General features: G+C 68.8%; 23 protein-coding genes. 11 read left to right on the plus strand and 12 right to left on the minus strand.

What is annotated here, in order from left to right; genetic code table 11:
* Positions 1–43: 43 nt before the first annotated feature.
* The 4 genes from BZG35_RS01360 to BZG35_RS01375 all read right to left on the minus strand — a co-directional run bounded on the left by BZG35_RS01360 (position 44) and on the right by BZG35_RS01375 (position 7,879).
* A complete protein-coding gene (locus BZG35_RS01360; protein WP_077354006.1) occupies positions 44–511 on the minus strand; it encodes a universal stress protein in 468 nt (155 codons plus the stop codon).
* Positions 511–5,427 carry an NAD-glutamate dehydrogenase gene (locus BZG35_RS01365; protein WP_077357711.1) on the minus strand — a complete coding sequence of 1,639 codons (4,917 nt, stop codon included), beginning with the start codon at positions 5,425–5,427 and terminating at the stop codon, positions 511–513. Before BZG35_RS01365 ends, BZG35_RS01360 begins: the two co-directional genes overlap by 1 nt.
* A gap of 146 nt (positions 5,428–5,573) precedes the next feature.
* A complete protein-coding gene (locus BZG35_RS01370) occupies positions 5,574–6,413 on the minus strand; it encodes an outer membrane protein (protein WP_077354007.1) in 840 nt (279 codons plus the stop codon).
* Between the two features lie 317 nt (positions 6,414–6,730).
* Positions 6,731–7,879 carry an AI-2E family transporter gene (locus tag BZG35_RS01375; protein WP_077357713.1) on the minus strand — a complete coding sequence of 383 codons (1,149 nt, stop codon included), beginning with the start codon at positions 7,877–7,879 and terminating at the stop codon, positions 6,731–6,733.
* A gap of 109 nt (positions 7,880–7,988) precedes the next feature.
* Between BZG35_RS01375 and BZG35_RS01380 the strand changes: the two genes are divergently transcribed.
* Complete coding sequence (locus tag BZG35_RS01380) at positions 7,989–9,521, plus strand: helicase HerA-like domain-containing protein (RefSeq protein ID WP_077357715.1); 1,533 nt, start codon at positions 7,989–7,991, stop codon at positions 9,519–9,521.
* A gap of 3 nt (positions 9,522–9,524) precedes the next feature.
* Here BZG35_RS01380 and BZG35_RS01385 read toward each other — a convergent pair whose 3' ends face one another.
* The 3 genes from BZG35_RS01385 to timA form a co-directional block, all read right to left on the minus strand.
* Positions 9,525–9,938, minus strand: a complete 414-nt coding sequence (locus BZG35_RS01385) for a BLUF domain-containing protein (RefSeq protein WP_077354008.1) — start codon at positions 9,936–9,938, stop codon at positions 9,525–9,527.
* A 62-nt stretch (positions 9,939–10,000) separates the two neighbouring features.
* Positions 10,001–11,095 (minus strand): MltA domain-containing protein, encoded by a 1,095-nt coding sequence (locus BZG35_RS01390; protein ID WP_077354009.1) that lies wholly within the window; start codon positions 11,093–11,095, stop codon positions 10,001–10,003.
* Positions 11,096–11,109: 14 nt separating this feature from the next.
* Positions 11,110–11,757: a TIM44-related membrane protein TimA gene (gene timA / locus BZG35_RS01395; protein WP_077354010.1), complete on the minus strand. Its 648-nt coding sequence runs from the start codon at positions 11,755–11,757 to the stop codon at positions 11,110–11,112.
* 202 nt (positions 11,758–11,959) lie between these two features.
* On the opposite strand from timA, the gene secB reads away from it, so the two are divergent.
* Positions 11,960–12,454 carry a protein-export chaperone SecB gene (secB, locus tag BZG35_RS01400; protein ID WP_077354011.1) on the plus strand — a complete coding sequence of 165 codons (495 nt, stop codon included), beginning with the start codon at positions 11,960–11,962 and terminating at the stop codon, positions 12,452–12,454.
* A 6-nt stretch (positions 12,455–12,460) separates the two neighbouring features.
* Here the strand turns inward: secB and dnaQ are convergent, their stop codons facing one another.
* The 5 genes from dnaQ to BZG35_RS01425 are packed head-to-tail and all read right to left on the minus strand — an operon-like array spanning position 12,461 to position 16,122.
* Positions 12,461–13,180 (minus strand): DNA polymerase III subunit epsilon, encoded by a 720-nt coding sequence (dnaQ, locus tag BZG35_RS01405; protein ID WP_077354012.1) that lies wholly within the window; start codon positions 13,178–13,180, stop codon positions 12,461–12,463.
* A gap of 5 nt (positions 13,181–13,185) precedes the next feature.
* On the minus strand, positions 13,186–13,827 hold the full coding sequence (gene coaE / locus BZG35_RS01410; protein ID WP_077354013.1) for a dephospho-CoA kinase: 642 nt from the start codon (positions 13,825–13,827) through the stop codon (positions 13,186–13,188).
* Positions 13,824–14,654 carry a shikimate dehydrogenase gene (locus tag BZG35_RS01415; protein WP_077354014.1) on the minus strand — a complete coding sequence of 277 codons (831 nt, stop codon included), beginning with the start codon at positions 14,652–14,654 and terminating at the stop codon, positions 13,824–13,826. Before BZG35_RS01415 ends, coaE begins: the two co-directional genes overlap by 4 nt.
* Positions 14,651–15,256 (minus strand): Maf family protein, encoded by a 606-nt coding sequence (locus BZG35_RS01420; protein ID WP_256364132.1) that lies wholly within the window; start codon positions 15,254–15,256, stop codon positions 14,651–14,653. The genes BZG35_RS01415 and BZG35_RS01420 overlap by 4 nt, the downstream gene beginning before the upstream one ends.
* Positions 15,253–16,122 carry a pyruvate, water dikinase regulatory protein gene (locus tag BZG35_RS01425; protein ID WP_077354015.1) on the minus strand — a complete coding sequence of 290 codons (870 nt, stop codon included), beginning with the start codon at positions 16,120–16,122 and terminating at the stop codon, positions 15,253–15,255. The genes BZG35_RS01420 and BZG35_RS01425 overlap by 4 nt, the downstream gene beginning before the upstream one ends.
* Before the next feature lie 504 nt (positions 16,123–16,626).
* On the opposite strand from BZG35_RS01425, the gene hemE reads away from it, so the two are divergent.
* The 9 genes from hemE to BZG35_RS01470 all read left to right on the plus strand — a co-directional run bounded on the left by hemE (position 16,627) and on the right by BZG35_RS01470 (position 25,817).
* On the plus strand, positions 16,627–17,664 hold the full coding sequence (hemE, locus tag BZG35_RS01430) for a uroporphyrinogen decarboxylase (RefSeq protein WP_077354016.1): 1,038 nt from the start codon (positions 16,627–16,629) through the stop codon (positions 17,662–17,664).
* 5 nt (positions 17,665–17,669) lie between these two features.
* A complete protein-coding gene (gene hemH / locus BZG35_RS01435; protein ID WP_077357719.1) occupies positions 17,670–18,737 on the plus strand; it encodes a ferrochelatase in 1,068 nt (355 codons plus the stop codon).
* Entirely contained in the window at positions 18,734–19,198 is a 465-nt protein-coding gene (locus tag BZG35_RS01440; protein ID WP_077354017.1) for a CopD family protein, read from the plus strand. The genes hemH and BZG35_RS01440 overlap by 4 nt, the downstream gene beginning before the upstream one ends.
* Positions 19,199–19,424: 226 nt before the next feature.
* Positions 19,425–20,861 (plus strand): transcription termination factor Rho, encoded by a 1,437-nt coding sequence (gene rho / locus BZG35_RS01445; protein ID WP_077354018.1) that lies wholly within the window; start codon positions 19,425–19,427, stop codon positions 20,859–20,861.
* A 51-nt stretch (positions 20,862–20,912) separates the two neighbouring features.
* Positions 20,913–21,146, plus strand: coding sequence for a DUF6489 family protein (locus BZG35_RS01450; protein WP_077354019.1), 234 nt, complete (start codon positions 20,913–20,915; stop codon positions 21,144–21,146).
* A 10-nt stretch (positions 21,147–21,156) separates the two neighbouring features.
* Positions 21,157–22,458 (plus strand): tRNA uridine-5-carboxymethylaminomethyl(34) synthesis GTPase MnmE, encoded by a 1,302-nt coding sequence (gene mnmE, locus BZG35_RS01455; RefSeq protein ID WP_077354020.1) that lies wholly within the window; start codon positions 21,157–21,159, stop codon positions 22,456–22,458.
* Between the two features lie 68 nt (positions 22,459–22,526).
* The gene (gene mnmG, locus BZG35_RS01460; protein WP_077354021.1) at positions 22,527–24,392 is read left to right on the plus strand and encodes a tRNA uridine-5-carboxymethylaminomethyl(34) synthesis enzyme MnmG; all 1,866 of its coding nucleotides are present in this window, start codon (positions 22,527–22,529) and stop codon (positions 24,390–24,392) included.
* Positions 24,392–25,006: a 16S rRNA (guanine(527)-N(7))-methyltransferase RsmG gene (rsmG, locus tag BZG35_RS01465; protein ID WP_077354022.1), complete on the plus strand. Its 615-nt coding sequence runs from the start codon at positions 24,392–24,394 to the stop codon at positions 25,004–25,006. Before mnmG ends, rsmG begins: the two co-directional genes overlap by 1 nt.
* Positions 24,999–25,817: a ParA family protein gene (locus tag BZG35_RS01470; protein ID WP_077354023.1), complete on the plus strand. Its 819-nt coding sequence runs from the start codon at positions 24,999–25,001 to the stop codon at positions 25,815–25,817. The genes rsmG and BZG35_RS01470 overlap by 8 nt, the downstream gene beginning before the upstream one ends.
* Positions 25,818–25,850 lie beyond the last annotated feature (33 nt).

Here is a 25,850-nt window from a genome sequence, read left to right on the forward strand (position 1 = left end):
TCAAGCAGCGAGGCTCCGCGAGCCGAGCGTTAGCGCTCTTCGCTTATGCCAGGTCCTCGATCTCGGCGTCGGTCAGTTCGCCCGGCACGATCGTCACCGGCAGTTTGCGCCCGCCGAAGGCCGCGCCCTGCTTCAGCACGGCCGACACCAGCGGGCCCGGGCCCCGCGACCCGCTCGCCGAGGCCAGGACGAGGATCTTGATCTCCGCATCCTCGCCGCAGACCTTGCGGATCGCCGCCTGGGGCTCGCCCTCCTCGATCAGGAAGATGGGCGCCGAACCCGAGCGCTGCTGGGCTTCCTCGCCCAGACGCGCCAGCAGAATCTCGGCCTCGGCGCGCTGCTGGCGCTGGATCTCGTCGCGCACGCCGGCCCACTGCTCGTCCGACCCATCGGGCAGGATCCGCAGCAGGGCGACGCGGCCCCCGGTCGACCGGGCCCGCCGCGCGGCATAGCGCAGGGCCGCCTCGAACTCGGGGCTGTCATCGACGACGACCAGGAATTTCCGGGGCATCAGGCGGATCCCGCCACGCTGCGGATCTGGCCGTTGGCGATGGTCAGTTTGGCGAAGGTCCAGCCGGTGCCGGAGGCCTCGATCTCGTCCACGGCCGACCGGACGCCCTCGACCATGGCCTGACGCGGCCCGATCCAGGCATCGACGGCGGCTTCGGCCGTCGCCTCGCTGTCTCCGACGGACGGGTCCGAGGCCTGGGCGACCGACCGCGTCAGGGTGACCTGCTCGCCCATCAGGTCTTCGATCAACCGCCGCACGGCCAGCCGATCGAAATGATCGCCCGAGGGCACGGCCCCGGCGGCGGCCCGCAACCGGTCGAAATCGAAGGCCGCCCCGACCTGGTGATAGAGCCGCGCCATCCGGGGTTCGGTCCAGCCGCCCTCCCCGCCCCCGGCGTCGCGCGAGAGGTCGCCGATGTCGGCCGTGGCCACCAGGGGCCGCAGCATCGAGACGGTCTGGGCCAGGTCCTCGCCCACCCCCATGTCGGCGAACCGTTTGAGACGCGCCTGAAGCCGGGTCTGTTCGAACCGTGACAGGACGTCGCCCCCGGCGGCCCGCAGGGCATCGGCGGCGGGCCGGTAGGCCGCGATCAGGCTCTGGACCGTGCCGGACTCGCGCGACGCCCGACGCGCCAGCCAGAAGGTCTGACGCCGCAGGACCAGGGTGATCTCCTGATACAGGGCGGTCTGGGTCTCGGCCGGCACCTTGAGGTCCAGGGCGCTGACCGCGTCCCAGGCCTCGTCCAGACGGAACACACGCCGCGCCGCCTCGAAGGCGATGACCAGGGCGGTCGTGTCGCAGCCCGCCGCCCCCCTCAGCCGGTCGGGGAAGGTCGGACCGGCCATGTTGACGATCTCGTTGCACAGCACGGTGGCGACGATCTCGCGCCGCAGCCGGTGACCCTTCATCTGGTCCTCGAACCGGGCCAGGGGCGCGGGGAAGTAGCGCACCAGCGTCTCTTCGAAGAAGGGATCCTCCGGCGCCCTGGAGGCGACGATCTCCTCGGCCAGCTCCAGCTTCGAATAGGCCATCAGCACGGCCAGCTCCGGCCGGGTCAGGGCGACGCCGGCCGTCTTCATCTCGGTGATGCGGGCGTCGGTGGGCAGGCCCTCGACCTTGCGGTCCAGTTTGCCCTTCGCCGTCAGCGCCTGCATGAACCGCTGCTGGCTGTCCAGGGCCCCCGCGCCCTCGGCCTGTTGCAGGGTCAGGGCCAGGGTCTGGTCGTAGTTGTGCGTCAGGACCTTGAGCCCGACCTCCTCGGTCATCGAGGCCAGCAGGGGCACCCGCTCCTCGAGCGGCAATGCGCCGTTGGTGACGGCCGAGCCGATCAGGATCTTGATGTTGACCTCGTGGTCGGAGGTATCGACCCCGGCCGAATTGTCGATGGCGTCGGTGTTGATCCGGCCGCCGGCCGCCGCGAAGGCGATCCGCCCGGCCTGGGTCAGGCCCAGGTTGGCCCCCTCCCCCACCACCTTGACCCGCAATTCGTCGGCATTGACGCGCAGGGCGTCCGTGCCCTTGTCGCCGACCTGGGCGTCGGTTTCGGCCACCGACTTCACATAGGTGCCGATGCCGCCGAGATAGAGCAGCTCGGCCGGCGCCTTCAGGATGGCGCGGATCAGGCTGACCGGATCCAGGACGTCGTCGGTGATGGCGAGCGCGGCCTTGATCTCGGGCGTCAGGGAAATCGACTTGGCCGCGCGGGAGAACACCCCGCCCCCGTTCGAGATCAGCGCCTTATCGTAGTCCTGCCACGACGAGCGCGGCAGCTGGAACAGGCGGTTGCGCTCCTCCCACGACCGGGCCGGGTCGGGGGTGGGGTCGATGAAGATGTCGCGGTGATCGAAGGCGGCGACCAGTTTCGAGGCCTTGGACAGCAGCAGGCCGTTGCCGAACACGTCGCCCGACATGTCGCCGACGCCGACGACGGTGAAGGGCTCCGTCTGGATGTCCTTGCCGATCTCGCGGAAGTGGCGCTTGACCGCCTCCCACGCGCCCCGGGCCGTGATGCCCATGGCCTTGTGATCGTAACCGACCGACCCCCCGGACGCGAAGGCGTCGTCCAGCCAGAAGCCGTAGTCGGCCGAGACCCCGTTGGCGATGTCGCTGAAGGTGGCGGTGCCCTTGTCGGCGGCCACGACCAGATAGGGGTCGTCCCCTTCATAGGCGACGACATGGGCCGGATGGATCACCGATCCATCGGCGGCGATGTTGTCAGTGATGTCCAGCAGCCCCGACAGGAAGGTCTTGTAGGCGCGGATGGCCTCCGCCTGCTGGGCGTCGCGGTCGCCCCCGGCCCGGACGATGCGCGACAGGTTCTTCGGGAAGAAGCCGCCCTTGGAGCCGACGGGCACGATGACCGCGTTCTTGACCTGCTGCGCCTTGACCAGCCCCAGGACCTCGGTGCGGAAGTCGTCACGGCGATCGGACCAACGCAGGCCCCCGCGCGCCACCGGGCCGAAGCGCAGGTGCACGCCCTCGATATGCGGGGCCCAGACGAAGATCTCGCGATAAGGCTTGGGCAGGGGCAGGTCTTCGATCTCGCGCGAGGCGATCTTGATCGAGATATGGGGTTTGAAGCGCCCATCCGGGGCGGTCTGATAGTAGTTGGTGCGCTTGATCGCCCCGACCAGGGCCGTCATCCGGCGCAGGGCCCGGTCGTGGTCCAGAGACGCCACCTGCATCAGCAGACCGGTGATCTTGTCGTTCAGCTCGGCCGCCATCGACTGTCGGTCCTCGGCGGAGCCGCCGTGCGCCGGGTCGAACTTGCAGGCGAACAGCGACAACAGGGCGCGCGCCACGTCCGGATGGTCGCGCAGGGCCTCTTCCTGGACGGCCTGGGACGGATCCAGACCGGTCTGCTGGCGATAGCGGGCCAGGGTGCGGATCAGGGCCGCCTCGCGCCAGCCGACGCCGAGCTCGAGCACCAACCGGTTGAAGCCGTCGCTTTCGGTCAGGCCGGTCCAGACGGCCGTGAAGGCCGCCTCGAACGGTCCGCGCACGTCCGAGAAGGCCAGGTCGGCCCCGCGCGGATCCTCCAGCAGGAATTCGTGAACGTGGATCTCGTCCTGTTCGACCGGGCGGATCGCATGGCCGAACTCCTCCAGGGTCTTCAGACCCATGTCGGCCAGGATGGGCAGGATGTCCGACAGCGGGACCGCGCCGCCGCGGTGGTAGAGCTTGAAGCGGAACTGCAGCGGCGTGTCGCCGGCCGACCGGAAGGCGCGTACGGCCACGGGCTCGCCCGCGCCGATCTCGCCCGAGGCGTTCAGCCGGTCGATCGCCTGCAGGTCGGTCACGGCCTCGGTCGCGTCATAGCGGTCGCGATAGCCGGCCCCGAAGGCGTCGGACCATTTGAGGCTCAGGGCCCCGATCTGGCTCTCGTCGATGTCGGCGGTGCGCAGGGCACCCTCGAACCGGTCGACCCAGCTGCGCCCGGCCTCCGCGACCTCGGCCTCGAGCGCCTTCGGGTCCGGGGTCGGGTGATCGCCGGGGGTCACGCCGATGATGTAGTGGATGCGCACCAGGGGGGCGTCGGACAGCTGCGGGTACCAGGCCGACAGGCGTCCGCCCCAGGCCCGCGCCAGGATCCGGCCGATCCGCTCACGTACCGCCGACTCGAACCGCTCGCGCGGCACGAAGGCCAGGACCGAGACGAAGCGGTCGAAGGGGTCCTGGCGCGTGAAGATCCGGATTCGTGGCCGGTCGTACAGGTGAAGAATACCCAGGGCCGAGGACAGAAGCTCGTCCTCGGAAATCTGGAACAGCTCGTCCCGGGGATAATTCTCCAGGATGTTCTTCAGCCGCTTCTCGTTGTGGCTGCCGGGGGTCTTGGCCGCCCGGGTCAGGGCGTTGGCCACCTTCCGGCGGATCAGGGGGACCTGGGAGGCAGCGCGGTCGTAGGCCTCGGCCGTGAACAGCCCGACGAACCGGGTCTCGCCCGCCGGGCGACCGTCCGCGCCGTAACGCTTGACGCCCACGTAGTCCATATAGGCGCGGCGATGGACCCGGCTGCGCAGGTTGGCCTTGGCCACGGTGACGGGGTCCGACAGGTCGATCTGCCGCTTCATCTGGGCGGTGAGCACGGCCGGTTCCGAGCTGCGACGCAGCACCGTCCGCTGCGGATCGCGCAGCACGCCCACGCCGGCCTGGGCCTGATCCAGCGGAGCCTCGGCGGCATAGCCGCCGTCGGCGGTCCGCGGGTAGGCATAGTCGCGCGCGCCCAGGAAGACGAAATGGTCGTCGTTCAGCCAGCGCAGGAAGGCCAGGTTCTCGGCCACGATCTCGGGATCGATCTCGCCGGGGCAGGCTTCCAGATGGGCGACGGAGCTGGCCATCAAATCGCTCATGGCCCGGAAATCGCCGACCGCGGCATGCACATCCGCGAGCGCCTGCTCGACCTCGCGCTTGAGGGATTCGCGCCGTTCGGGCGGCAGGGGGTCCATGACGATGGCGATCAGGGACTCGCGCGTATCGCCGCCATTGGCCTTTCGGCTGCCGTCGGCCTGTCGCGCCAGGGACAGGACCGGGTGGAACAGGGCTCGCACCGACACGCCCGCGTCGGCCAGCTCCCCCATCACGCTGTCGACCAGGAAGGGACGGTCGTCCTGCACGATCCACAGGCCGTCATAAGGAGTGAGGCGGCCCTCGGTCCCCGCCAGGGGCTGGATCAGGACCCGGGGGGCCTCGCCCGGCGCGCGATGAGCGGCCCAGCGCCAGGCGTCCGCCAGCACGGTCGCCAGATCCGTCCGGTCCAGCTCCGGCGTCTCGTCCTCGGCATAGTCGTCGGCGGCCTGGGCGACGAAGGATTGCTCCAGCGCATCCAGGGCGGTCCCGGCCTTCAGGGCCTTGGCGAACGCCGCCGCCAGCGCCTCCGTGTGAGGGGAAGGGACGGACGCGCGCGGATCGCCGGACATGGGCAGGGTCTCGTTCAACGCGGCGCTCGGCCGCCAGTCTCGGATGCCGGAATAGGCCCGTCGACGCGCGCCGGGAAGCCCAGAAAAACCGAACGCCGGGCTCCCTTGCGGGAACCCGGCGCGGGATCGGTGTCGGCGGACGACGACTAGAAGCGGTAGTTCATCCCGATCCGGACAGCGTGCAGGCCGAACCGGCCGTTCGACCTGCGGATGTCGGTGCCCGTCGTGTTGGGGGCCAGGACGAAGGGGTTCGTGACGATCGCGATGCCGCGACCGACCCGGACGTCGAAGTCCGGCGCTTCCAGCGAGGTGTAGATGTATTCGCCGGTCACGCTCAGGTTAGAGGCCAGGGCATATTCAATGCCGCCGCCGGCCTGATAGCCGTCCGCCTGGTCGTCGTTGGTCGTGGCGGTGAAGGTGTTCTGACCGTTCGACGAATAGAAGCGGTTGGACATCTCGCCGGTCGCCCCGCCGCCGGTGGCGTAGAACAGAGCCGGCCCATAGGCATAGCCGACGCGCGCGCGCAGAGCCGCCAGGTTCTCCAGGTTGCGCTCGAACGTATAGAAGGCCGGGGTGGTCGAGTAGGACGTCACGCTGTCTTCCGCGTTCACGCCCGAATACTCGGCGACGGCACCCACGACGAAGCTGCCGAACTGGAAATCGTAGCCGATCCGTCCGCCGCCCTCGACCCCATTGGCATCGTCATCGCAACCGCCGGCCGGCACCGAGGAGGCGGGTGCCCCATCGCAGGAGCCCGGGCTGAAGGCGTCCGCCCCGGCCGGGTTCGCCAAGGTGACCGTGTCGCCGAAATTGCCGTCCAGGTTGCGGTCGAACCGCAGACGTTCGTCGTCCTGGTCGTTGGTCTGGGTCGCGCTGCCGTAGACGCCGGCGTAGAGGCCACTCCAATCCTGCGATTGGGCCATGGCGGGGGCGGCTCCGGCTGCGAGCAGCAGTGCGGCCGCGGAGGCGGTCATCATTCTGGTCATGAGTCGATATTCCTTCGGTCGAATTCACCCGCAAGCTGCGAGACCTCGCCCTTCCGGCGGGCTAACGGCAGGGACGAACAGCCGTTCCGCGCGGATGCAGGATCAACCCGGCCCACGCCAGGGTGTCACATTCCTGCATCAGCCGAGCGGGCAGAGAAAAGGCCGCCGGACGGGCGTCCGGCGGCCTCATCTGGAACCCGCGCCGGGGGGGGGGGGGAGTGGGCGCAGGTCCGATGCCGCCGCGACCAGGAGGGGGGAGGGGCCGCGACGTCTGAAGGCAAGATGGGAAGCGGGTCGCGCCCTTCAAGGGCGGCGGGTCAGGGTTCGCTTGCGCCGGGGCGCGGCGGTTTGACGCGGTCCGGTCGTCTGGCAGGGGGTTTGTGGGCTTTCGGACCCTGGTCCTCGTCGGCATAGGGTTTTCCATCGCCGGACAGCAGTACCGCGATCCATCGCGAGCCCTTGAACTCCGCCAAGATCGCCATGGCCATGACCGCCAGCGGCGTCGACAGGAACATGCCGACCACGCCCCACATCTTGCCCCACAGGGCCAGGGCCAGCAGGACCGCGACCGGGTCGATGTTCTGGTTCTCGCCCTGCATGCGCGGCTGAATCAGGTTGCCGACCACGAACAGGATCAGTTGCAGACCGATCAGCAGGATCAAGGCCGGCCAGTAGGTCGGGAACTGCACCAGGGCGAACAAGGGCGGGGCCAGGCCCGCGATCGCGCCCCCCAGCACCGGAATGAAGCCCACGACGAAGATGACGAACGTCCAGAACTCCGCATGCTCCAGACCCACGACCCGCATCAGGATCCAGGCCGCGATACAGATGATGACGCCGGTGACCGCCTGGACCCACAGATAGCCCTCGACCCCACCGCGAACCCGCTGGAACACCTCCAGCGCCTCGTTGCGCTGATCGCGCTGCGGAAACATGGCGATGATCTTGCGGCGGAACCCGGCCTGGGAGGCCAGAAGGAAGCCGAGATAGACCAGGACGAAGAAGGATCCGGACACCACGCCCTGCATCTGGGTCGCCAGGCCGATCAGATAGCCGCGCAGATCGATGCTGCCGATCAGGTCCTGCGCCGTCGGCGGCGCGGCGACCCCGAACAGCTTGGCCCCATCGGCGATGATGGCGTCGATCCGGGGACCGATGCCGCTCGAGACCCCCGAGGCGTCCGTGAAGAACCCCGCCGCGCCGTTGACGATGAAGGCGATGGCCGCGAGGAAGACGACGATGACCAGGGTCAGGGCGGCGATCCCGGCCCAGTGGCTGGGCAGGGCCGTCCGTTCCTCGATGAACCGCTTCACCCCATCGATCATGATCATCAGGAAGATGGCCATGGCCAGCGGCGTCAGGATGTCCCGCAACCAGAACAGCGCCGCGCCGACCGCCACCACCGACAGGGTCACCAGGGCGTTGCGGGCAACGGCGTCGGACGGAAGAGCGACAGGCAATTTCATCGGCCGACTGTTGGAGGTGACCGAACCGGTGGTCAAGCTGCACCGCGCGCCATCGTCCCTCCCGCGCTGCGAAGGAATCTGTATGGTGGCCGGACCCCCGGAGATCAGAATGACAGACGCCGCCCGCCCCGTCCCGAATGCCGCCGAGGGACTGTTCCTCGGGCAGTCCTCCGACCCTGGCATCGGCCGGGCGGAACACCTTCTCTGGCATCGGGCCAACCGCCACGGGGTCATTGCGGGGGCTACCGGGACCGGCAAGACCGTGACCCTGCAGATCATGGCCCAGGGGTTTTCCGACCGCGGCGTGCCGGTCTTCTGCGCCGATGTGAAGGGCGACCTCAGCGGCATCAGCCAGGTCGGGACCCCCAGTGACAAGCTGCTGGCTCGCGCGGCCGGCATGGGTCTGACCCTGGAACCCCGCGCGGCTCCGACGGTGTTCTGGGATCTGTACGGACAGAAAGGCCACCCCGTGCGCGCCACGGTTTCCGAGATCGGGCCGCTGCTGCTGGCGCGCATGCTGGATCTGAACGACGTGCAGGAGGGCGTCCTGAGCGTCGTTTTCCACGTGGCCGACCAGGAGGGGCTGCTGCTGCTCGATCTTCAGGACCTGCGGGCCATGCTCGTCCACGTCGCCGAGAATGCCGCCCGCATCGGTCGGGAGGTCGGCCATGTCGCTCCCGCTTCGATCGCCGCGATCCAGCGCGCCCTGCTGCAGCTGGAACAGGACGGCGGCGACGCCTTCTTCGGCGAACCGGCCCTGAGGCTGACCGACATGATCCGCACCGGCCTGGACGGCCGGGGTCAGGTCAATGTGCTGGACTCGACCCGGCTGATGAACAGTCCCCGTCTGTACGGGGCCTTTCTGCTGTGGCTGATCTCCGAACTGTTCGAACAGCTGCCAGAGATCGGCGATCCGGAGCAGCCGCGGCTCGTCTTCTTCTTCGACGAGGCGCATCTGCTGTTCCGGGACGCCCCCAAGCCCCTGCTGGAAAAGGTCGAACAGGTGGTGCGCCTGATCCGGTCCAAGGGCGTGGGCATCTATTTCGTCACCCAGAACCCGGCCGACATTCCCGACAGCGTCCTGGCCCAGCTGGGCAACCGGATCCAGCACGCCCTGCGCGCCTATACGCCGGCGGATCAGCGGGGGCTGCGGGCGGCGTCCGACAGTTTTCGCGTCAACCCCGCCTTCGACACGGCCGAAGCGATCCAGGCCCTGGGCACCGGAGAGGCCCTGGTCTCGGTCCTCGACGAAAAGGGCGCGCCCACCATCGTCCAGCGCACCCTGATCCGCCCGCCGGACAGCCGGCTGGGACCGGCCACCGACCCGGAGCGCGCGGCCGTCATGGCCGCCAGTCCGGTGCGGGGGGTCTATGACGCCGTGATCGACCGCGAGTCGGCCGAGGAGATGCTGGCCGCCCGACAGGCCGAGGTTCAGGCCCAGGCGACCGACGCGCCCACGCCGCCGGCACCGAAGGGTCGGGCCGCGCCGTCCCGCCGCGAGGCACCGCCCCCCAGGGCGCCGCGCCGATCCACGCGCCAGTCCCCGCTCGAGGCCCTGACCAAGTCCGTCCTGCGGACGGCGGGCTCCACCCTGACGCGTGAGCTGCTGCGCGGCGTGCTGGGCGGATTGAAACGGCGCTAGACCTTAAATCATCGACCCCAGTCGAGCGCTGGCGAGATCGATCATGACCCCGGTGACCTGGGCCCCCGATCCGGTCTGGGTCAGGAGTTTCGAGTGATGGGCCGACAGGCCGCGCGTATCCACCAGGGCCATGGCCCATCCCATGAACAGCTGGGCCTGAACCGGCCAGCGGGCCAGGACGCGCACATTGCGGTGCCGATCGTCCCCTTCGAGGGTTTCCAGCAGGGCCGTCAGGACCTCGGGGTCGCCCTCCAGCACCTGGACGAAGGTCCCGTCGCGCAGGGCCAGCGCCCCCGTCACCCGGCGTTTCGCATTGTTGCGGACCGAGGTGGAGACGATCCCCGACACATCGATGGGCCCTTCGGACAGGGCCACGGCATCGCTGCGGTAGACGATGCGTTCGATCGGGGATGTCATGCTACGGGGGGAACCTGGCGGCGAATCCGCCCCATGTCCCTAGGCGCATCCGGCCCAAAAGCCTAACGCGGCACCAGACGCCACATCCGCAGGGGATGGCGCACCGGGCCCGCCTCGGACCCCGCCTCCGGCCCGCGCCCGAGATAGAGGTCGGCCCGAACCGGTCCGCGGATGGCCGAGCCCGTGTCCAGGGCCATGACCAGACCTTGGTAGCCGTGCCGGGCCCCGACCAGATTGCCGGCGTCCGCCGCGATCCACACCAGGTCACCATAGGTCCAGCTCGCCGGATCGACCGCGATCGCGCGCCGCGCCGTCAGCGGCACACCGGCCGCGCCCGACGGATCGCCGCCGTCGTCCGCATCCAGCGCGAAATAGATATAGCGGGGGTTCAGCGCCGTGACCGCCCTGGCTTCCGGTCCGCGATGCGTCGCCAGCCAGGCCCGGATGGCCTCGCCCGAGGTGCCGTTCGGCGGCAACAGGCCCCGCTCGGCCATCGGCCGGGCGATCCCGACGAAAGGGCGGCCGTTGTCGGCGGCATAAGCGGCGCGCGCCTTGGACCCGTCCTCGAAGGTCAAATAGCCCGAGCCCTGGATCTGCAGGAAAAACAGATCCTCGGCCCGCATCCAGGCCAGGGGCGGGGAGGGCGGGGCGGCGGCCTCGATCTCGGCCCGCTCGGGCAGGACCTGTCCCCGCATCCAGCCCGGCGGCCGCGCCAGGACGGGGGTATCGAACACGGCGTCAGCCTGCCGGCGCGCCGGGTATTCGGGCGCGAAATAGGCGGTCATCAGCCCCGGGCGGCCGTTGGGCGTCTCGGCCGCCACCACCACGAACCCGTCCTGAAAGAAGGCGCGCGCGGCCGACGGCGTGACCGGCTTCGAAGTCCGGCGGATCTGTTGGGCCTGCTCGCATCGCGCAGAAGCAACCGCCTCGCGGGCGACGCGGCAGGCATCAGCGTAGGCCTGAAAGGCGGCGAGATGATCCTCGTCAGCCCACCCGGGCAGGCTCTGGGGTCCCGGCAGGCCGGACGGTGCCGGTTGCGACGGGACGGGGTGGGAAATCGGGGTGGGCAGCGGAGGGCGCGGGGCGGGCCCGGTTGAGCACGCGGACGCCCCCAGAAGGGCGCAGACCCAGGCGAGTCTCGCGGCCCCGGTAGCCATCCTCGGCTTTACCCTCAAGCGCTGGCGGGTTCGACCCGGGCCAGGACCCAGTTGGGATCCGACGCGCCCAGCGAACGCTCGAAGGTCCAGTGCTCGGCCGTGCGGCGCTCCTCGATGCGCGGCTCGGCGGTCGCGCCCGGCGTGGCCTCGTCGGCGGGCGGCAGGATCTTGGACCGCAGCTCGGCCAGGAAACGGACCTTGGCGACGGCGCGATCGCCCTCCGCCGAGGCCAGTTCCAGATCGGCGCGGGGGGGATGCAGGAACTCGACCTGTTCGGTCTCGCCCCGCGTCTCGCGCGCCGCGATGCCCGTCTCGAACGAGTCGAGCACGGCGGGGGTGAGCAGGGGCTTCAACGCCGCCCGATCGCCGGCGGCATAGCCCCGGACGATCGTTTCATAGGCCTGGCGCGCGCCTTCGATGAATTTGGCCGGGTCGAAGGCCGGGTCGCGGGCCCGCAGCGAGGCCGCTGCGGCCAGCAGGGTGGCGTCCACCCCCGGCGTCCGCGCGGGCGCATCGGCACCGGTCGTCGGAAGGGCGGGCGTCAGGGGCTTGGCGTCTTCCTGCGGCTGGCGGCCGACCTTCTTGCCCAGCACATTGTAGAGCTGGAACAGGACGACGGCGGCGATCACGGCGAAGATGACGATCAGGAATTGAGAGGGCACGGTCTATCCCGGGTTTGCGGGTCCGCTCCGGCGAGGAACGAACGGCGTCGGCTGGACGATTACGGACCTATATAGGCCGGCGCAAGGCGACACGCACGGCACTGCGTCATCGAGGCGAGTGTTACGGCATCATTGCGGCCTTCGGGCCCGGATGCTAGTCGCCCGGCCTCTGCTTTCCTTGCTCCGATCACGGCTCCCGAACATGACCGATGTCGCCCCGACCGACCCCAATGGCTCCGCGCCGACGGGCCAGCCGCCCGTCCCGGGCTTCCGCATCCTGGCGCAGTACGTCCGCGACCTGTCGTTCGAAAACCCCAAAGCGCCGGACTCCCTGCGGATCGACGGCCGCCCCACGATCGACATGGGCGTGGAGCTGAACGCCCAGGGTCGCCCGGATGGTCTGTTCGAAGTGGATCTCAAGCTCTCGATCAAGGCCTCGACGGAAGCCCTGTCGGTGTTCCAGGTCGAGCTTCTATACGGCGGCCTGTTCCAGATCTCGGGCGTAGCCGAGCAGGACATCGAGCCGATGCTGCTGATCGAATGCCCGCGCTATCTGTTCCCCTATGCCCGCGAGATCATCGCGCGGGCCACGGCGGACGGGGGCTTCTACCCGCCCTTCATGCTGGATCCGCTCGACTTCGCCGGCATCTACGCCGCGCGCCTGCAGCAGCAGAACCAGCCGGGCGGCCTGGCCTAGGTTCGATCAGGCGGTCGCTTCGACGACGAGACCGTAACCCTCCCAGAGGGAGCGGTCCTTCAGCGTCGCGGCCAGGAAGGCCGCATGGGCGGCGATCGCCTCGGGATCCAGGCGGGGGGCCAGGGGCCGGGGCCGAATCCCATAGCCACCGGCGGCCGCATCGGCGGCCGCGGTCTGGGGTTCGCGTCGGCTGGACAGGTCCAGAACCCGCTCCTTGCCGCCCTTCAGCTCCAGATACACCTCGGCCAGCAGCCGGGCATCGATCAGGGCGCCGTGCAGGGTCCGGTCGACCAGGCTGATCTTGTAGCGTTTGCACAGGGCGTCCAGCGAGTTGGCCATGCCCGGAAAGCGTTTCTGGGCCAGCTGCAGGGTGTCGATCCACCGTGTTTCGTGCAGCAGCGGATGGCCGCAACGCCCGCATTCGTGATCGATGAAATTGCGGTCGAACTGGGCGTTGTGGGCGATGACCGGGGCGTCGCCGATGAATTCCATCAGATCCGCCACGATCGCCGCGAATTTCGGCGCGTCCTTGACCTTGTCGTCGGTGATGCCGTGGACCCGGATGGCATCGGCGGGGATCAGCCGTTCGGGATTGACGAAGCGGTGAAAGGTCCGGCCCGTCGGCAGCAGATCCAGGATCTCGATACAGCCGACCTCGATCAGGCGGTCGCCCGTCCGGGGGTCGAAGCCGGTGGTTTCCGTATCGAGGACGATTTCGCGAGCCATGCCCCCTAATGGGGCGGTTCGCCGGGGTGGGAAAGGGTGCGCTGCGGTCGTTTCCAGTCTGGAGCCAGAACCATCCCCACGATTTCCGCCACCCGGGCGCGCGCGGCGTCCAGCCCCTCGCCGGTATCGACGACGAAATCGGCCCGGCGGCGCTTTTCGGCGTCCGGCAGCTGGCGCGCCAGGATCGTTTCGAAGCGTTCGACGGTCATGCCCGGCCGGGCCAGGACGCGGGCCCGCTGCACCGCGGCCGAGGCCGTCACCACGACGACCGCGTCCACCGCCCGGTCGCCGCCCGTCTCGAACAGCAGGGGAATGTCCAGGACCGCAAGGCGAACGCCCGAGGCGCGCGCCGCCTCCAGATCGGCCAGCCGCCCGGTCGCCACCAGGGGATGGACGAGGGTTTCCAGCCGTCTGAACGCCGTGTCGTCCCGGCCCAGGGCCTCGGCCAGACGCTCCCGGTCGATCGCACCGTCGACGACCACGCCGGGAAAGGCTTCGCCCACCGGACCGACCGCCGCACCGCCCCGGGCATAGAGGGCGTGGACCGCGTCGTCGGCGTTCCAGATCACCGCGCCGTGCGCGGCGAACATGGCCGTCGTCGTGGACTTGCCCATGCCGATCGAGCCGGTCAGGCCCAGCACGATCACGCCGGCTCTTCCAGATGGGCCAGCAGCAGCGGACGGGGATCGAGATCGGGAGCCGGCTGGCCGAAGATGGCCCGGAACGACGGCCCGGCCTGGCCGATCAGCATGGCCAGCCCGTCCACCGTCAGCAGGCCCGCCGCCGCCGCCGCCTTCAGGAACGGCGTCCGGACCGGTCGATAGGTCATGTCCATGACCACCGTCCCGGGGGCGAGGGTGGCCGGATCCAGATCGGGCGGCACGCTGAGCGCATTGACGACCAAAGCCGCGCCGTCGAAGGCGGTCGCCGGATCCCCGACCTCGACACTTCCACCCAGGTCCCGGGCCAGGGCCTCGGCCCGGGCCGGGGTCCGATTGACGATGCGGACGGTCGCGCCCGCCCCGGCCAGGGCCGCCACCGCTGCTCGCGCGGCACCCCCGGCCCCCAGCATGACGACCATGGCGCCGGTCAGCGACAGGCCGGGGGCCTGACGGGCCAGGGCCCACAGCAGACCCTCGCCGTCGGTGCTGTCGGCCAGGACCCGACTCTCGCGGAAGGACAGGATGTTGGCAGACCCGCTGGCCCGCGCCGTCGCCGAAACACTGTCGGCTAGGGCATAAGCCTGTTCCTTGAACGGGGCGGTGACGTTCAGCCCGGACAGGAGCCCGGCCCGGCCGACCGCGACCAGCGCCTCGAAGGCCGCGGCGTCGGGCGGGGCGAAGGGGAGATAGGCGGCGTCCAGCCCCGCCGCCTCGAGCCAGGCGTTGTGGATGACCGGGCTCAGCGAATGGGTCACCGGCAGACCGACGATGCCGCCGATCCGGGCGGCCCCGGTGATCCGCGCCGGGTTCACGTCGCGATCACCCCAGCCCGGCGCAGTTCGGCCAGGACCGGCCACAGGGGCATGCCCAGGACCGTGAAATAGTCGCCCTCGACCCGGTCGAACAGCTGTGACCCCAACCCCTCCAGCCGGTAGCAGCCGACCGATCCGAGCAGATCCTCGCCTTCGGCCTCCAGATAGGCGTCGAGAAAGGCGTCGGAGAAGCGTCGCAAGGTCATCCGCGCCGTGTCCACGCCCGACCAGACCACCGCACCGTCCCGGGCGAGGGCGGCCGCCGCGTTCAGATGGTGGGTGCGGCCCCGCATCGATATCAGCCGCTCGCGCGCCTCCGGCAGGTTGCGCGCCTTGGAAACCATGGTCCCTTCCAGATCCAGGGTCTGGTCCGAGCCGAGCACCCAGGCTTCGGGGTCGTGACGCGATACCGCCAGGGCCTTGGCCCGCGCCAGTTCCAGCGCCAGTTCGGCCGGGTCGATGCCGGGCAGGGTGGCCTTGATCGCCGCCTCATCCACCCCGGCGTCCTGGGCGGTGAAAGGCACGCCCGCCCCGGTCAGCATGGCGCGTCGGGCCGCGCTGCGCGACGCCAGGATCAGGCGCTCGCCGGTCTGGGCGATCACCAGGACACCCCGACGGTCTTGGTGCGGCGTTCGTTCAGCAGGTTCAGGATGGCCGCGGCGGTCTCCTCCACCGAGCGGCGCGTGACGTCGATGGTCGGCCAGCCCCGACGTTCGAAGGCGCGACGGGCCTTGATCGTCTCCTCGCGCACGGCGTCCGGCTCGACATAGGCGGAGGCATGGGTGGCGTTCAGCCCGTCCAGCCGGTTGCGGCGGATCTGGATCAGACGGTCGGGCGAGACGGTCAGGCCGACGACCAGGGGGTTCTTCAGCCCGACCAGGCGTTCTCCGTCTTCCTGACCCGGGACCAGGGGCACATTGGCGGCGCGCACCCCCCGATGCGCCAGATAGATACAGGTCGGGGTCTTGGACGTGCGACTGACGCCCACCAGCACGACGTCGGCGCCCTCCAGCTGTTCGCTGGTGCCCTGCCCGTCATCGTGGGCCATGGCATAGTCCAGCGCCGCCATGCGGTTGAAATAGTCGTGGTCGAGGGCGTGCTGAGCCCCGACCCGCGTCGACAGCGCCGCGCCGAGATAGCGCGACAGCGCCCCCACCAGCGGGTCCAGCGCCCCGATGTGGGGAATGTCCAGGGCTCGGCAGCCCTCTTCCAGCTGGGCGCGCAGCTCGCGGTCGACGATGGTGTGCAGGACGACGCCCGGAGCGGTCGCCACCTCGTCCAGGACCCGCTCCATCTGCCGGTCGGAGCGGACCAGGGCGTAGATGTGCTCGATCGGGATGACGCCGTCGAACCGGGCGGTCACCGCCTTGGCCATGGCGTTCAGGGTCTCGCCGGTGGAGTCGGACACCAGGTGGACGTGGAAATAGGTCGCCAGGCGCGAGGCGCCGGCGGGGCGGACCGGGCTCACCGGGCACCGCGTCGGGGGATAGGCGGGGTCGTGGACGGGGTGATGAGACGGATTCCTGTGGATCGGATGGGCACAGCGCGTGCCGGCCCGGGGCATGGTTTCATATAGCGCGGCGCATCCCAGGGGGCGAGCCGGGAGAATGGGGGATGGCCGGCCGACTTCGGCTGCGGGTGTCCCCCAACGCGAGACCGGATCCGGGTTGGGTTGGGGAGATCCTTAACAAAGGGTAAACGACTCACACGGGGTCTCGGCCGCCGATCCGTTACGAGGCCCAATTTTAAGGTCTTGTTAAGATCTGTCCCCGTTATCCACCGGCCGTTTACGATGATGCTCCCTGGGGTCGAAACGAAGGGGAGAACCCGGCCGGACGGGGCTACGGACCCCGAACTGTCCCCGTCCTCCCCCGCCCCACTGCCTACCTCCATTTCTTCTTATGATTCTAATCAGGATAAGGAGGAGCAAGCGGACTTGAGGCCCGGCCTGTCCCCCCGTAAAGCCAAGGTCATGACCCTCACGCCTTCGCTGATCCGTGTCCTTCAGGGCGAGACCCTGGATCGTCCGCCCGTCTGGTTCATGCGCCAGGCCGGACGGTATCTGCCGGAATACCGGGCGCTCCGGGCCCAGGCTCCGGACTTCATCGCCTTCTGCCTGAACCCGGAAATGGCGGCCGAGGCGACGTTGCAGCCGATGCGGCGGTTCGGCTTCGATGCGGCCATCGTCTTCGCCGACATCCTGCTGATCCCCCAGGCCCTGGGTCAGGACGTCTGGTTCGAGACCGGCGAGGGGCCGAAGCTGGGCCTGCTGCCGTCGGTGGACCGGATGCGCGAACTCGCCGACGGCGCCGGCCAGCATCTGCATCAGATCGGCCAGACCCTGAGCCTGGTGCGCGGCCAGCTGGAGCCGGAACGCGCCCTGATCGGGTTCGCCGGCGCGCCCTGGACCGTGGCCACCTACATGCTGGACGGTCACCACAACACGATCGGCAAGGGCGAACGCGCCACCGCACGGTCCTACGCCTATGCCGAGCCCGAGAAGGTCGATGCCCTGCTGGAGGTGCTGGTCGAGGCCACCGCCCGCTATCTGAAGATGCAGGCCGACGCCGGGGCCGATGCGCTGAAGATCTTCGAGAGCTGGGCCGAGGGCCTCCCCGACGACCTGTTCGAACGGCTGGTCCTAAAACCGCACCAGGCGCTGGTCCGCCGGGTCCGCGAGCTGGGGGTGACCGTGCCCCTGATCGGCTTTCCGCGCGGCTCGGCGCTGCATGCCGACCGCTATGCGCGCGAGGTCGACGTCCAGGGCGTCGCGCTGGACACGGCCTGTTCGCTCGAGCGCGGCAGGCTGGTCCAGACGATCAAGCCGATCCAGGGCGCGCTGGATCCCCTGCTGCTGCGGGTCGGCGGTGCGGCGCTGGACCGCAGGGTCGATCAGCTTGTCGAGGCCTGGGGTTCCGGCCCATGGATCTTCAACCTGGGCCACGGCATCCTGCCGGACGTGCCGATCGCTCACGTCGAGCAGGTTCTGAAGCGGATCGGCGCGCAGTGAACTCCATGCCCGGAAGGTCCGCCGGTCGCCGGATCGCCATCGTCCTCTTCAACCTCGGGGGGCCGGACGATGCGGCCTCCGTGAAACCGTTTCTGTTCAACCTGTTCAACGACCCGGCCATCATCGGCCTGCCGGGCCTGTTCCGTACGCCTCTGGCCAAATTGATCTCGTCGCGCCGTGAGGCCAGCGCCCAGGCCAATTATGCGATGATGGATTCCAATGGCGGATCGCCCCTGAAGGGCGAGACCCAGGCCCAGATGGACGCTCTGGACGCCGCCCTGTCGGCACGCCTGCCGAGCGACGAGGTCAAGAGCTTCATGGCCATGCGCTACTGGCATCCCCTGACGGAGGAGGCCGCCGTGGACGTGGCGGCCTGGGGGCCGGACGAGATCGTGCTGCTGCCCCTCTATCCCCAGTTCTCGACCACCACGACCCAATCCTCGCTGAAGGCCTGGAATGCCGCCTATTCCGGCTCGGGCCGCACCCGCACGATCTGCTGCTATCCCCGCGCCGAGGGCTGGATCGCCGCCCAGGCCGAAGGCATTAGGCAACAACTGGCCGAGGCGGAGCGCGAGCATCCCGGGCGCAAGGTCCGGGTCCTGTTCTCGGCTCACGGCATTCCCGAGAAACTGGTCCACAAGGACGGCGATCCCTATCAGGAACAGGTCGAGGCGACCGTGGCCGGCGTGGCCGCGGCGGCCGGTCTGACCGACTGGCTGCTGTGTTATCAGAGCCGGGTCGGGCCGCTGAAATGGCTGGGGCCGTCGACGCCCGACGCCATCCGCGCCGCCGGTGAAGAGGGCATCGGCCTGGTCGTCACCCCGATCGCCTTCGTCTCCGAACATATCGAGACCCTGGTCGAGCTGGACATCGAATACGGCGAGCTGGCGCATGAGGCGGGGGTCCATCCCTATATCCGCGTGCCGGCCGTGGGCATCAGCCCCCTGTTCATCGGCGGCCTCGCAGAGGCGGTAGCCGACAGCCTGGAGCGAACGGGGATCGCCCCCGCCGGGCCGGGATGCCAGGGCCGCTGGAAGGCCTGCCCCTGTCAGAACGCGAAGCAGGCCGCATGAACCTCTATGATCTGGCGCGCGGGCTGCACATCCTGGCGGTGATCGCCTGGATGGCGGGGCTGCTGTTCCTGCCGCGGCTCTATGCCTATGACGCCGAACAGGCGGACAAGCCGGAACCGCTGAAGACCGAGATGCGGACTCTGCTGCGCCTGTGGCAGGCCCGGCTGATGCGGATCATCCTGCAGCCGGCCATGGGGCTGTCGCTGATCTTCGGCCTGTGGCTGATCCATCTGGACGTCCAGATGCGTGGGGCCGCCTTTCTGGCCGAGCCCTGGATGGTCGCCAAGCTGATCGGCGTCGTCCTGCTGCTGGCCTGGCACGTCTATCTGACGATCGAACGCAAGAAGGTCCTGGCCGGAGCGTCGGTGCGGACCTCGAAATTCTGGCGCATGACCAATGAGGTGCCGTTCGTCCTCGCGATCGTCATGGTGCTGTCGGTCACGACGGAATGGACGTTCTGATCGGCCAAGCTTGACCCGGACCCTCGGTTCGTGGTTCCGCTGGCGGTGAGGTGTCGTTCGCGGCGCTGCCCTTCTCTTCGCGCCGACCGATCGCTGGCGGATCCTCCGGGACCTGTGCCGCCCTCGGACCCGACGCCCTCCCAACGGCCGAGAGGCCAAACTTCCTGACCGATCGTGGCGGCGTCCCTGGATGCCTGCTCGCGATGGCGTGAGCCTGAGATCCGACATGACCGACGTCACCGACACCCCCGACGACATCACCGAGACCGACCTGGTCGAAGGCCCGGACGCCGAGGCTGCGGTCGAGGATACGTCCCAGGCTGACGGTGCCAGCGACGCCGACGTGGCCGCCGACATCGGGGACGACGTCGAGGACGAAGGCGAGTCCGTCGTCCCGTCCGGCCGGATCACCCTGCAGGAGCTGAACGACAAGACCCCGGTCGAGCTGGTCGCCTTCGCCGAACAGCTGGAGATCGAGAACGCCTCCAACCTGCGCAAACAGGACCTGCTGTTCGCTATCCTGAAGACCCTGGCGGATGAGGAGGTCGAGATCATCGCCTCCGGCACGCTGGAGATGCTGCCGGACGGCTTCGGTTTCCTGCGCTCGCCGGACGCCAACTATCTTCCGGGTCCGGACGATATCTATGTGTCCCCCTCGCAGATCCGCCGCTTCGGCCTGCGCTCGGGCGACACCGTCCACGGCGCCGTGCGCGGGCCGCGCGAGGGCGAGCGTTATTTCGCCCTGCTCAAGGTCGACACGATCAATTACGAGGACCCTGAGACGGTCCGCACCAAGGTCAATTTCGACAACCTGACGCCGCTGTATCCCAACGAGCGGCTGATCATGGAAATCCAGGACCCGACCCTGAGGGACCGGTCCGGCCGGGTCATCGACATCGTCGCCCCGCTCGGCAAGGGCCAGCGCTGCCTGATTGTCGCCCCGCCGCGCGTCGGCAAGACGGTGATGCTGCAGAACATCGCCAAGTCGATCGAGGCCAACCACCCCGAGGTGTCGCTGATCGTCCTTCTGATCGACGAACGGCCCGAGGAAGTCACCGACATGCAGCGCACGGTGAAGGGCGAGGTCGTGGCCTCCACCTTCGACGAACCCGCCACCCGACACGTCGCCGTGGCCGAGATGGTGATCGAGAAGGCCAAGCGCCTGGTCGAGCACAAGAAGGATGTTGTCATCCTGCTGGACTCGGTCACCCGCCTCGGCCGGGCCTACAACGCGACGGTGCCGTCGTCGGGCAAGGTCCTGACCGGGGGTGTCGACGCCAATGCCCTGCAGCGGCCGAAACGCTTCTTCGGGGCCGCGCGCAATGTGGAGGAGGGCGGCAGCCTGACCATCATCGCCACCGCCCTGATCGACACCGGATCGCGGATGGACGAGGTGATCTTCGAAGAGTTCAAGGGCACCGGCAACTCCGAGATCGTGCTGGACCGCAAGGTCGCCGACAAGCGCATCTTCCCGGCCATCGACGTGCTGAAGTCCGGCACGCGCAAGGAGGAGCTGATCACGCCGAAGGACCAGCTGACCAAGACCTATGTCCTGCGCCGGATCCTGAACCCGATGGGCCCGCAGGACGCGATCGAGTTCCTGCTCGACAAGCTGCGACAGTCCAAGAACAACGCCGACTTCTTCCAGTCGATGAACACCTGACGCGGGGGCCGGGCCGGCCTCTGTTTCACGTGAAACACGGAGCAATGCGTCATGAAGGTCAACGTCGAGATCGACTGCACGCCCGCCGAGGCCCGGCATTTCCTCGGCCTGCCGGACGTCCAGCCGCTGAACGATCATCTGGTGGCCGAGATGCAGAAGCGGATGGATGCCAATATGGCCGCCATGCAGCCGGAAGAACTCATGCGATCCTGGGCCAGTTTCGGCGTCCAGGCCCAAGAGCAGTTTCGCCAGCTCATGCAGGCGGCCGTGACCACGCCCAAGTGAACCCACGCGCATGACGCAGACCATCTTTGCCCTGGCCACGCCGCCGGGGCGCGGGGCGATCGCCATCCTGCGGCTGTCCGGGCCGGGGACGGACGGGGCGCTGGACGCCTTGGGCGCACACGGACTGAAGCCGCGATTGGCTGCGCTGCGGACCCTGGCGCTCGACGGCGTCGCGATCGACCAGGCGCTGGTCCTGCGGTTTCCGAAGCCGCACAGCTACACCGGCGAGGACTGTGCCGAACTCCATCTGCATGGTGGGCGCGCGGTGGTCGAGCGGGCCAGCGCGGCTCTGATTGCCCTCGGGCTCCGCCCGGCCGACCCCGGCGAGTTCACCCGACGCGCGTTCGAGAACCAGCGAATGGATCTGGCCCAGGCGGAAGCGGTCGCCGATCTGATCGATGCGGAGACCACGGCTCAGGCCACCCAGGCGCTCGGCCAACTCGGCGGGGCCTTGTCCGAGACCTATGCCGGCTTCCGCCGCGATCTTCTGCGGGCCCTGGCCCTGGTGGAGGCGGAGATCGACTTTCCCGACGAGGAGATTCCGGATCAGCTGGCACTTTCGGCGGGTCCGGTCCTGGATCGGCTGATCGAGACGCTGAGCGCCGCCATGGCCGACGCAGACCGGGGGCGGCGGGTTCGGGAAGGCTATCGGATCGTTCTGATCGGCGAAACCAATGCGGGCAAGTCGGCGCTGTTCAATGCGCTTCTTGCACGGGAGGCGGCCATCGTGACGCCGATCGCGGGCACCACGCGCGATGTGCTTGACGCCGAACTGATCATCGGCGGCTATGCCGTGACCCTGTCCGACACCGCCGGCTTGCGCGAGAGCGACGATCCGATCGAGGCCGAAGGCGTTCGGCGGGCACGCCGCCGCGCCGAGGGTGCCGATCTGCGTCTATGGGTTCGGGCCCCCGGCGATGGCGCGGGCGATGCGGCAGCCTTTGTCCGCCCGGACGATCTGACCGTCTGGACCAAGGCGGACCTGGGCGCCGATGTCGCGAGCCGCCCTGGCCTCTCGATCAGCGCCGTCACGGGGCAAGGGCTGGCGGAGCTGGAAGCCTGGCTGGCCGTCCGGCTTCAACGCGATCTGTCTGGGGGAGACTTTCCAGCAGTGACGCGAGAGCGGCATCGACGACGGCTGTCAGAGGCGCTTGAGGCGGTCCGGATGGGTCGTGCCCGGCTGGCCGATGGCCCCGAGTTGGCCGGGGAGGATCTGCGTCGCGCGTCCGACGCCTTGGCCCGAGTGACCGGCGCGGTCGCCGTCGAGGATGTACTGGGTGAGGTGTTCGCGACCTTCTGCATCGGCAAATAAGCGCCGCTGTTTCACGTGAAACGGCCTCGGGAATGGCAATTGGGCCGCATTCGGATTAGGTGAGCGCCATGCAGTCTTCGTCCTCGTTTGATGTAATCGTGATCGGTGGTGGCCATGCCGGGTGCGAAGCGGCCGCAGCGTCCGCGCGCGTGGGCGCCCGAACCCTGCTGCTGACGCAGAAGCTCGAGACGATCGGCGAGATGTCCTGCAATCCCGCGATCGGGGGCCTCGGCAAGGGTCACCTGGTTCGGGAGATCGACGCGCTGGACGGGCTGATGGGCCGGCTGGCCGACGTGTCGGGCATCCAGTTCCGCCTCTTGAACCGGTCCAAGGGCGCGGCGGTCCGGGGGCCGCGCAGCCAGATCGATCGCCGTCTGTACCGCGAGGCGATGCAGGCCGAACTGGCCCAGACGCCCAACCTCACGCTCCTTGCCGGCACGGCGGAGTCGCTGATCCTCGCCGGCGATCGGGTCGTGGGCGTCGTCACGGGGGAGAGGACGGCGCTGCGGTCAGGCGCTGTCGTCCTGACGACCGGGACATTCCTGAATGGCGTGATCCATCAGGGCGATGTGCGCACGCCGGCGGGGCGGCACGGCGAGGCCCCCTCGACCGGTCTGGCGGCGGACCTTTATGGGGCCGGTCTGCAGATGGGGCGGCTCAAGACCGGGACGCCCGCGCGGCTGGACGGACGCACCATCGGCTGGGATCGGCTGGACATGCAGGCGGCCGACGATGAGCCGGTCCCCTTCAGCTTCCTGACCGACCGGATCGACGTGCCGCAGATCGCCTGCGGGATCACCCACACGACCGAGGCGACCCACGCCATCATCGCCGCGAACCTCGGGGAGAGCGCCGTCTATGGCGGCCATCTGACCGGCCGGGGGCCGCGTTACTGTCCCTCGATCGAGGACAAGGTTGTGCGCTTCGCCGACAAGAGTTCGCATCAGGTCTTCCTCGAGCCCGAAGGATTGGACGATCCGACGGTCTACCCCAACGGCATCTCGACCTCGGTCGCGCCCGAGACCCAACTCGCCTTCCTCCGCACCATGCCGGGTCTGGAGAGCGTGGAGGTCTTTCGGTACGGGTATGCGATCGAGTATGACTACGTCGACCCGCGCGAATTGACCCCGGCGCTAAAGGTCAAGCGCCGGCCGGGGCTGTATCTGGCCGGACAGATCAACGGCACGACGGGCTATGAGGAGGCGGGCGCTCAAGGGTTGATCGCCGGCCTCAACGCGGCGCGAGCGGCGGCGGGTGACGCCGAGATCGTGCTGGGCCGGGATCAGGCCTATATCGGCGTGATGATCGACGACCTGGTCACGCGCGGTGTGACCGAGCCCTACCGGATGTTCACCAGCCGGGCCGAATACAGATTGACGCTGCGGGCCGACAATGCCGATCAACGATTGACCCCCGTCGGCCTCGCGGCCGGAATCGTTGCGCCCGCCCGACGTAAGGCGTTCGAGACCAAGGTTGCGGCTCTTCAGGCGGCCACCGCCCTCGTGCGGAACACGCGGTTCACCCCGAATGAGGCCCAGGCGATCGGGATCGCCGTCAATGCCGACGGACAACGACGGACCCTGAGGGACCTGCTGGCCTACCCCGGGGTCGACCTGACGGCCTTCGAGACCCTCCACCCCGAGATCCAAACGTGGTCACCGGCAGTCCGTGAGCAGATCCAGATCGACGCGGGCTATGCCGGCTACCTGGATCGTCAAACGGCCGACGCCGAGGCGCTGCGCCGCGAAGAGGCGCTGCGTCTGCCGGGTGACCTGGACTATGCCGCGATCGGGGGGCTGTCCAACGAGGTGCGCGAGAAGCTGTCCTTGGTCCAGCCTCGGACCCTTGGTCAGGCGGGACGCATAGAGGGCGTAACGCCCGGCGCGCTGACGGCGCTGCTGTCGCATGTCAAACGGACGGCGGTCGCCGCCTGATGACGGCCGACGAATTTCAACGGTTGACCGGGGCCTGGCCGGAGCGGATGGCCGACCTCGAGCGGTTCCGCCTCCTGTTGACCGAGGCCAATGCGGTGATGAACCTGGTCGGACCAGACAGCCTGCCCGACTTCTGGAACCGGCATGCCTGGGACTCAGCCCAACTGATTGATCTCGCAGGCTTCGGTCGGACCTGGGCCGACCTCGGGGCCGGGGCGGGTTTTCCTGGATTGGTTCTGGCCGTGCTGGCTAAGGGGCGGCCGGGGTCGCATGTCTGGCTGATCGACTCGCTGCAGAAACGCTGCCGCTTTCTGCAGAGCGTGGTCGATACGCTCGAACTTCCGGCGACCGTCGTCTGGGGACGGGCCGAGGAGCAGGCGCTGAAGGTCGACGTCGTGACCGCCCGCGCCGTGGCGCCGATGGAGAAACTGCTGGGTTATGCACAGCCCTATCTCTCGCGCGGTGCACAAGGTCTGTTTCTCAAGGGAGAGAAGGCAGAGCTTGAGTTGCAGGAGGCCGCCAAGGTCTGGCAAGTGGAGGCTGATCTGACCGTCTCGCGCAGCGACCCGCGCGGACGTATCGTGACCGTCCGGAGCGTGAAACGCCGTGGCTAATCCAAACAAGAAGGCCCGCGTGTTCGCCGTATCCAACCAGAAGGGTGGGGTCGGCAAGACAACGACGGCGATCAATCTCGGGACGGCCCTCGCGGCGATCGGGGAGAAGGTGCTGATTGTCGACATGGACCCGCAAGGCAATGCCTCGACCGGATTGGGTGTTCCACGTGAAACACGACGGATCACCATCTACGACGTGATCGTCGACGGTCGTTCGGTCCATGACGCCGCCGTCCCTACCGCGGTGCCCGGACTGGACATCATCCCAGCCGATGCGGACATGTCCGGCGTGGAAATCGAGTTGAGCCAGCAGGACCGCCGCTCCTATCGCCTGCGCGACGCCCTCGCGCGACAGGGTGAGGATGGTAGCGCCGGGTATGACTATGTCCTGATCGACTGCCCGCCGTCGCTAAACCTGTTGACCCTGAACGCCATGGCGGCGGCGGACGGGGTCCTGGTGCCGTTGCAGTGTGAGTTCTTCGCGCTGGAGGGTCTGACCCAGCTGATGAAGACCATCGAGATGGTGCGCCAATCCCTGAACCCGTCGCTTGAGATCCAGGGCCTGGTCCTGACCATGTACGACCGTCGCAATGCCCTGTCGGGACAGGTTGCGGCCGACGTGCGGGGCCATTTCGGCGACAAGGTCTATGAGGCCGTGATCCCGCGGAACGTCCGGGTGTCGGAGGCCCCGTCCTTCGGCAAACCCGTTCTGATCTATGATCTGAAATGCACCGGCAGCCAGGCCTATCTGCGTCTGGCCAAGGAAGTCGTCGGCCGCGAGCGCCGTCGCCGTACCCAGTTGGCCGCCTGATGGTCCTATCTGCCCCCTGAACGAAAGCAAGCG

It is taken from the genome of Brevundimonas sp. LM2, from assembly GCF_002002865.1.
Taxonomy (GTDB): Bacteria; Pseudomonadota; Alphaproteobacteria; order Caulobacterales; family Caulobacteraceae; genus Brevundimonas.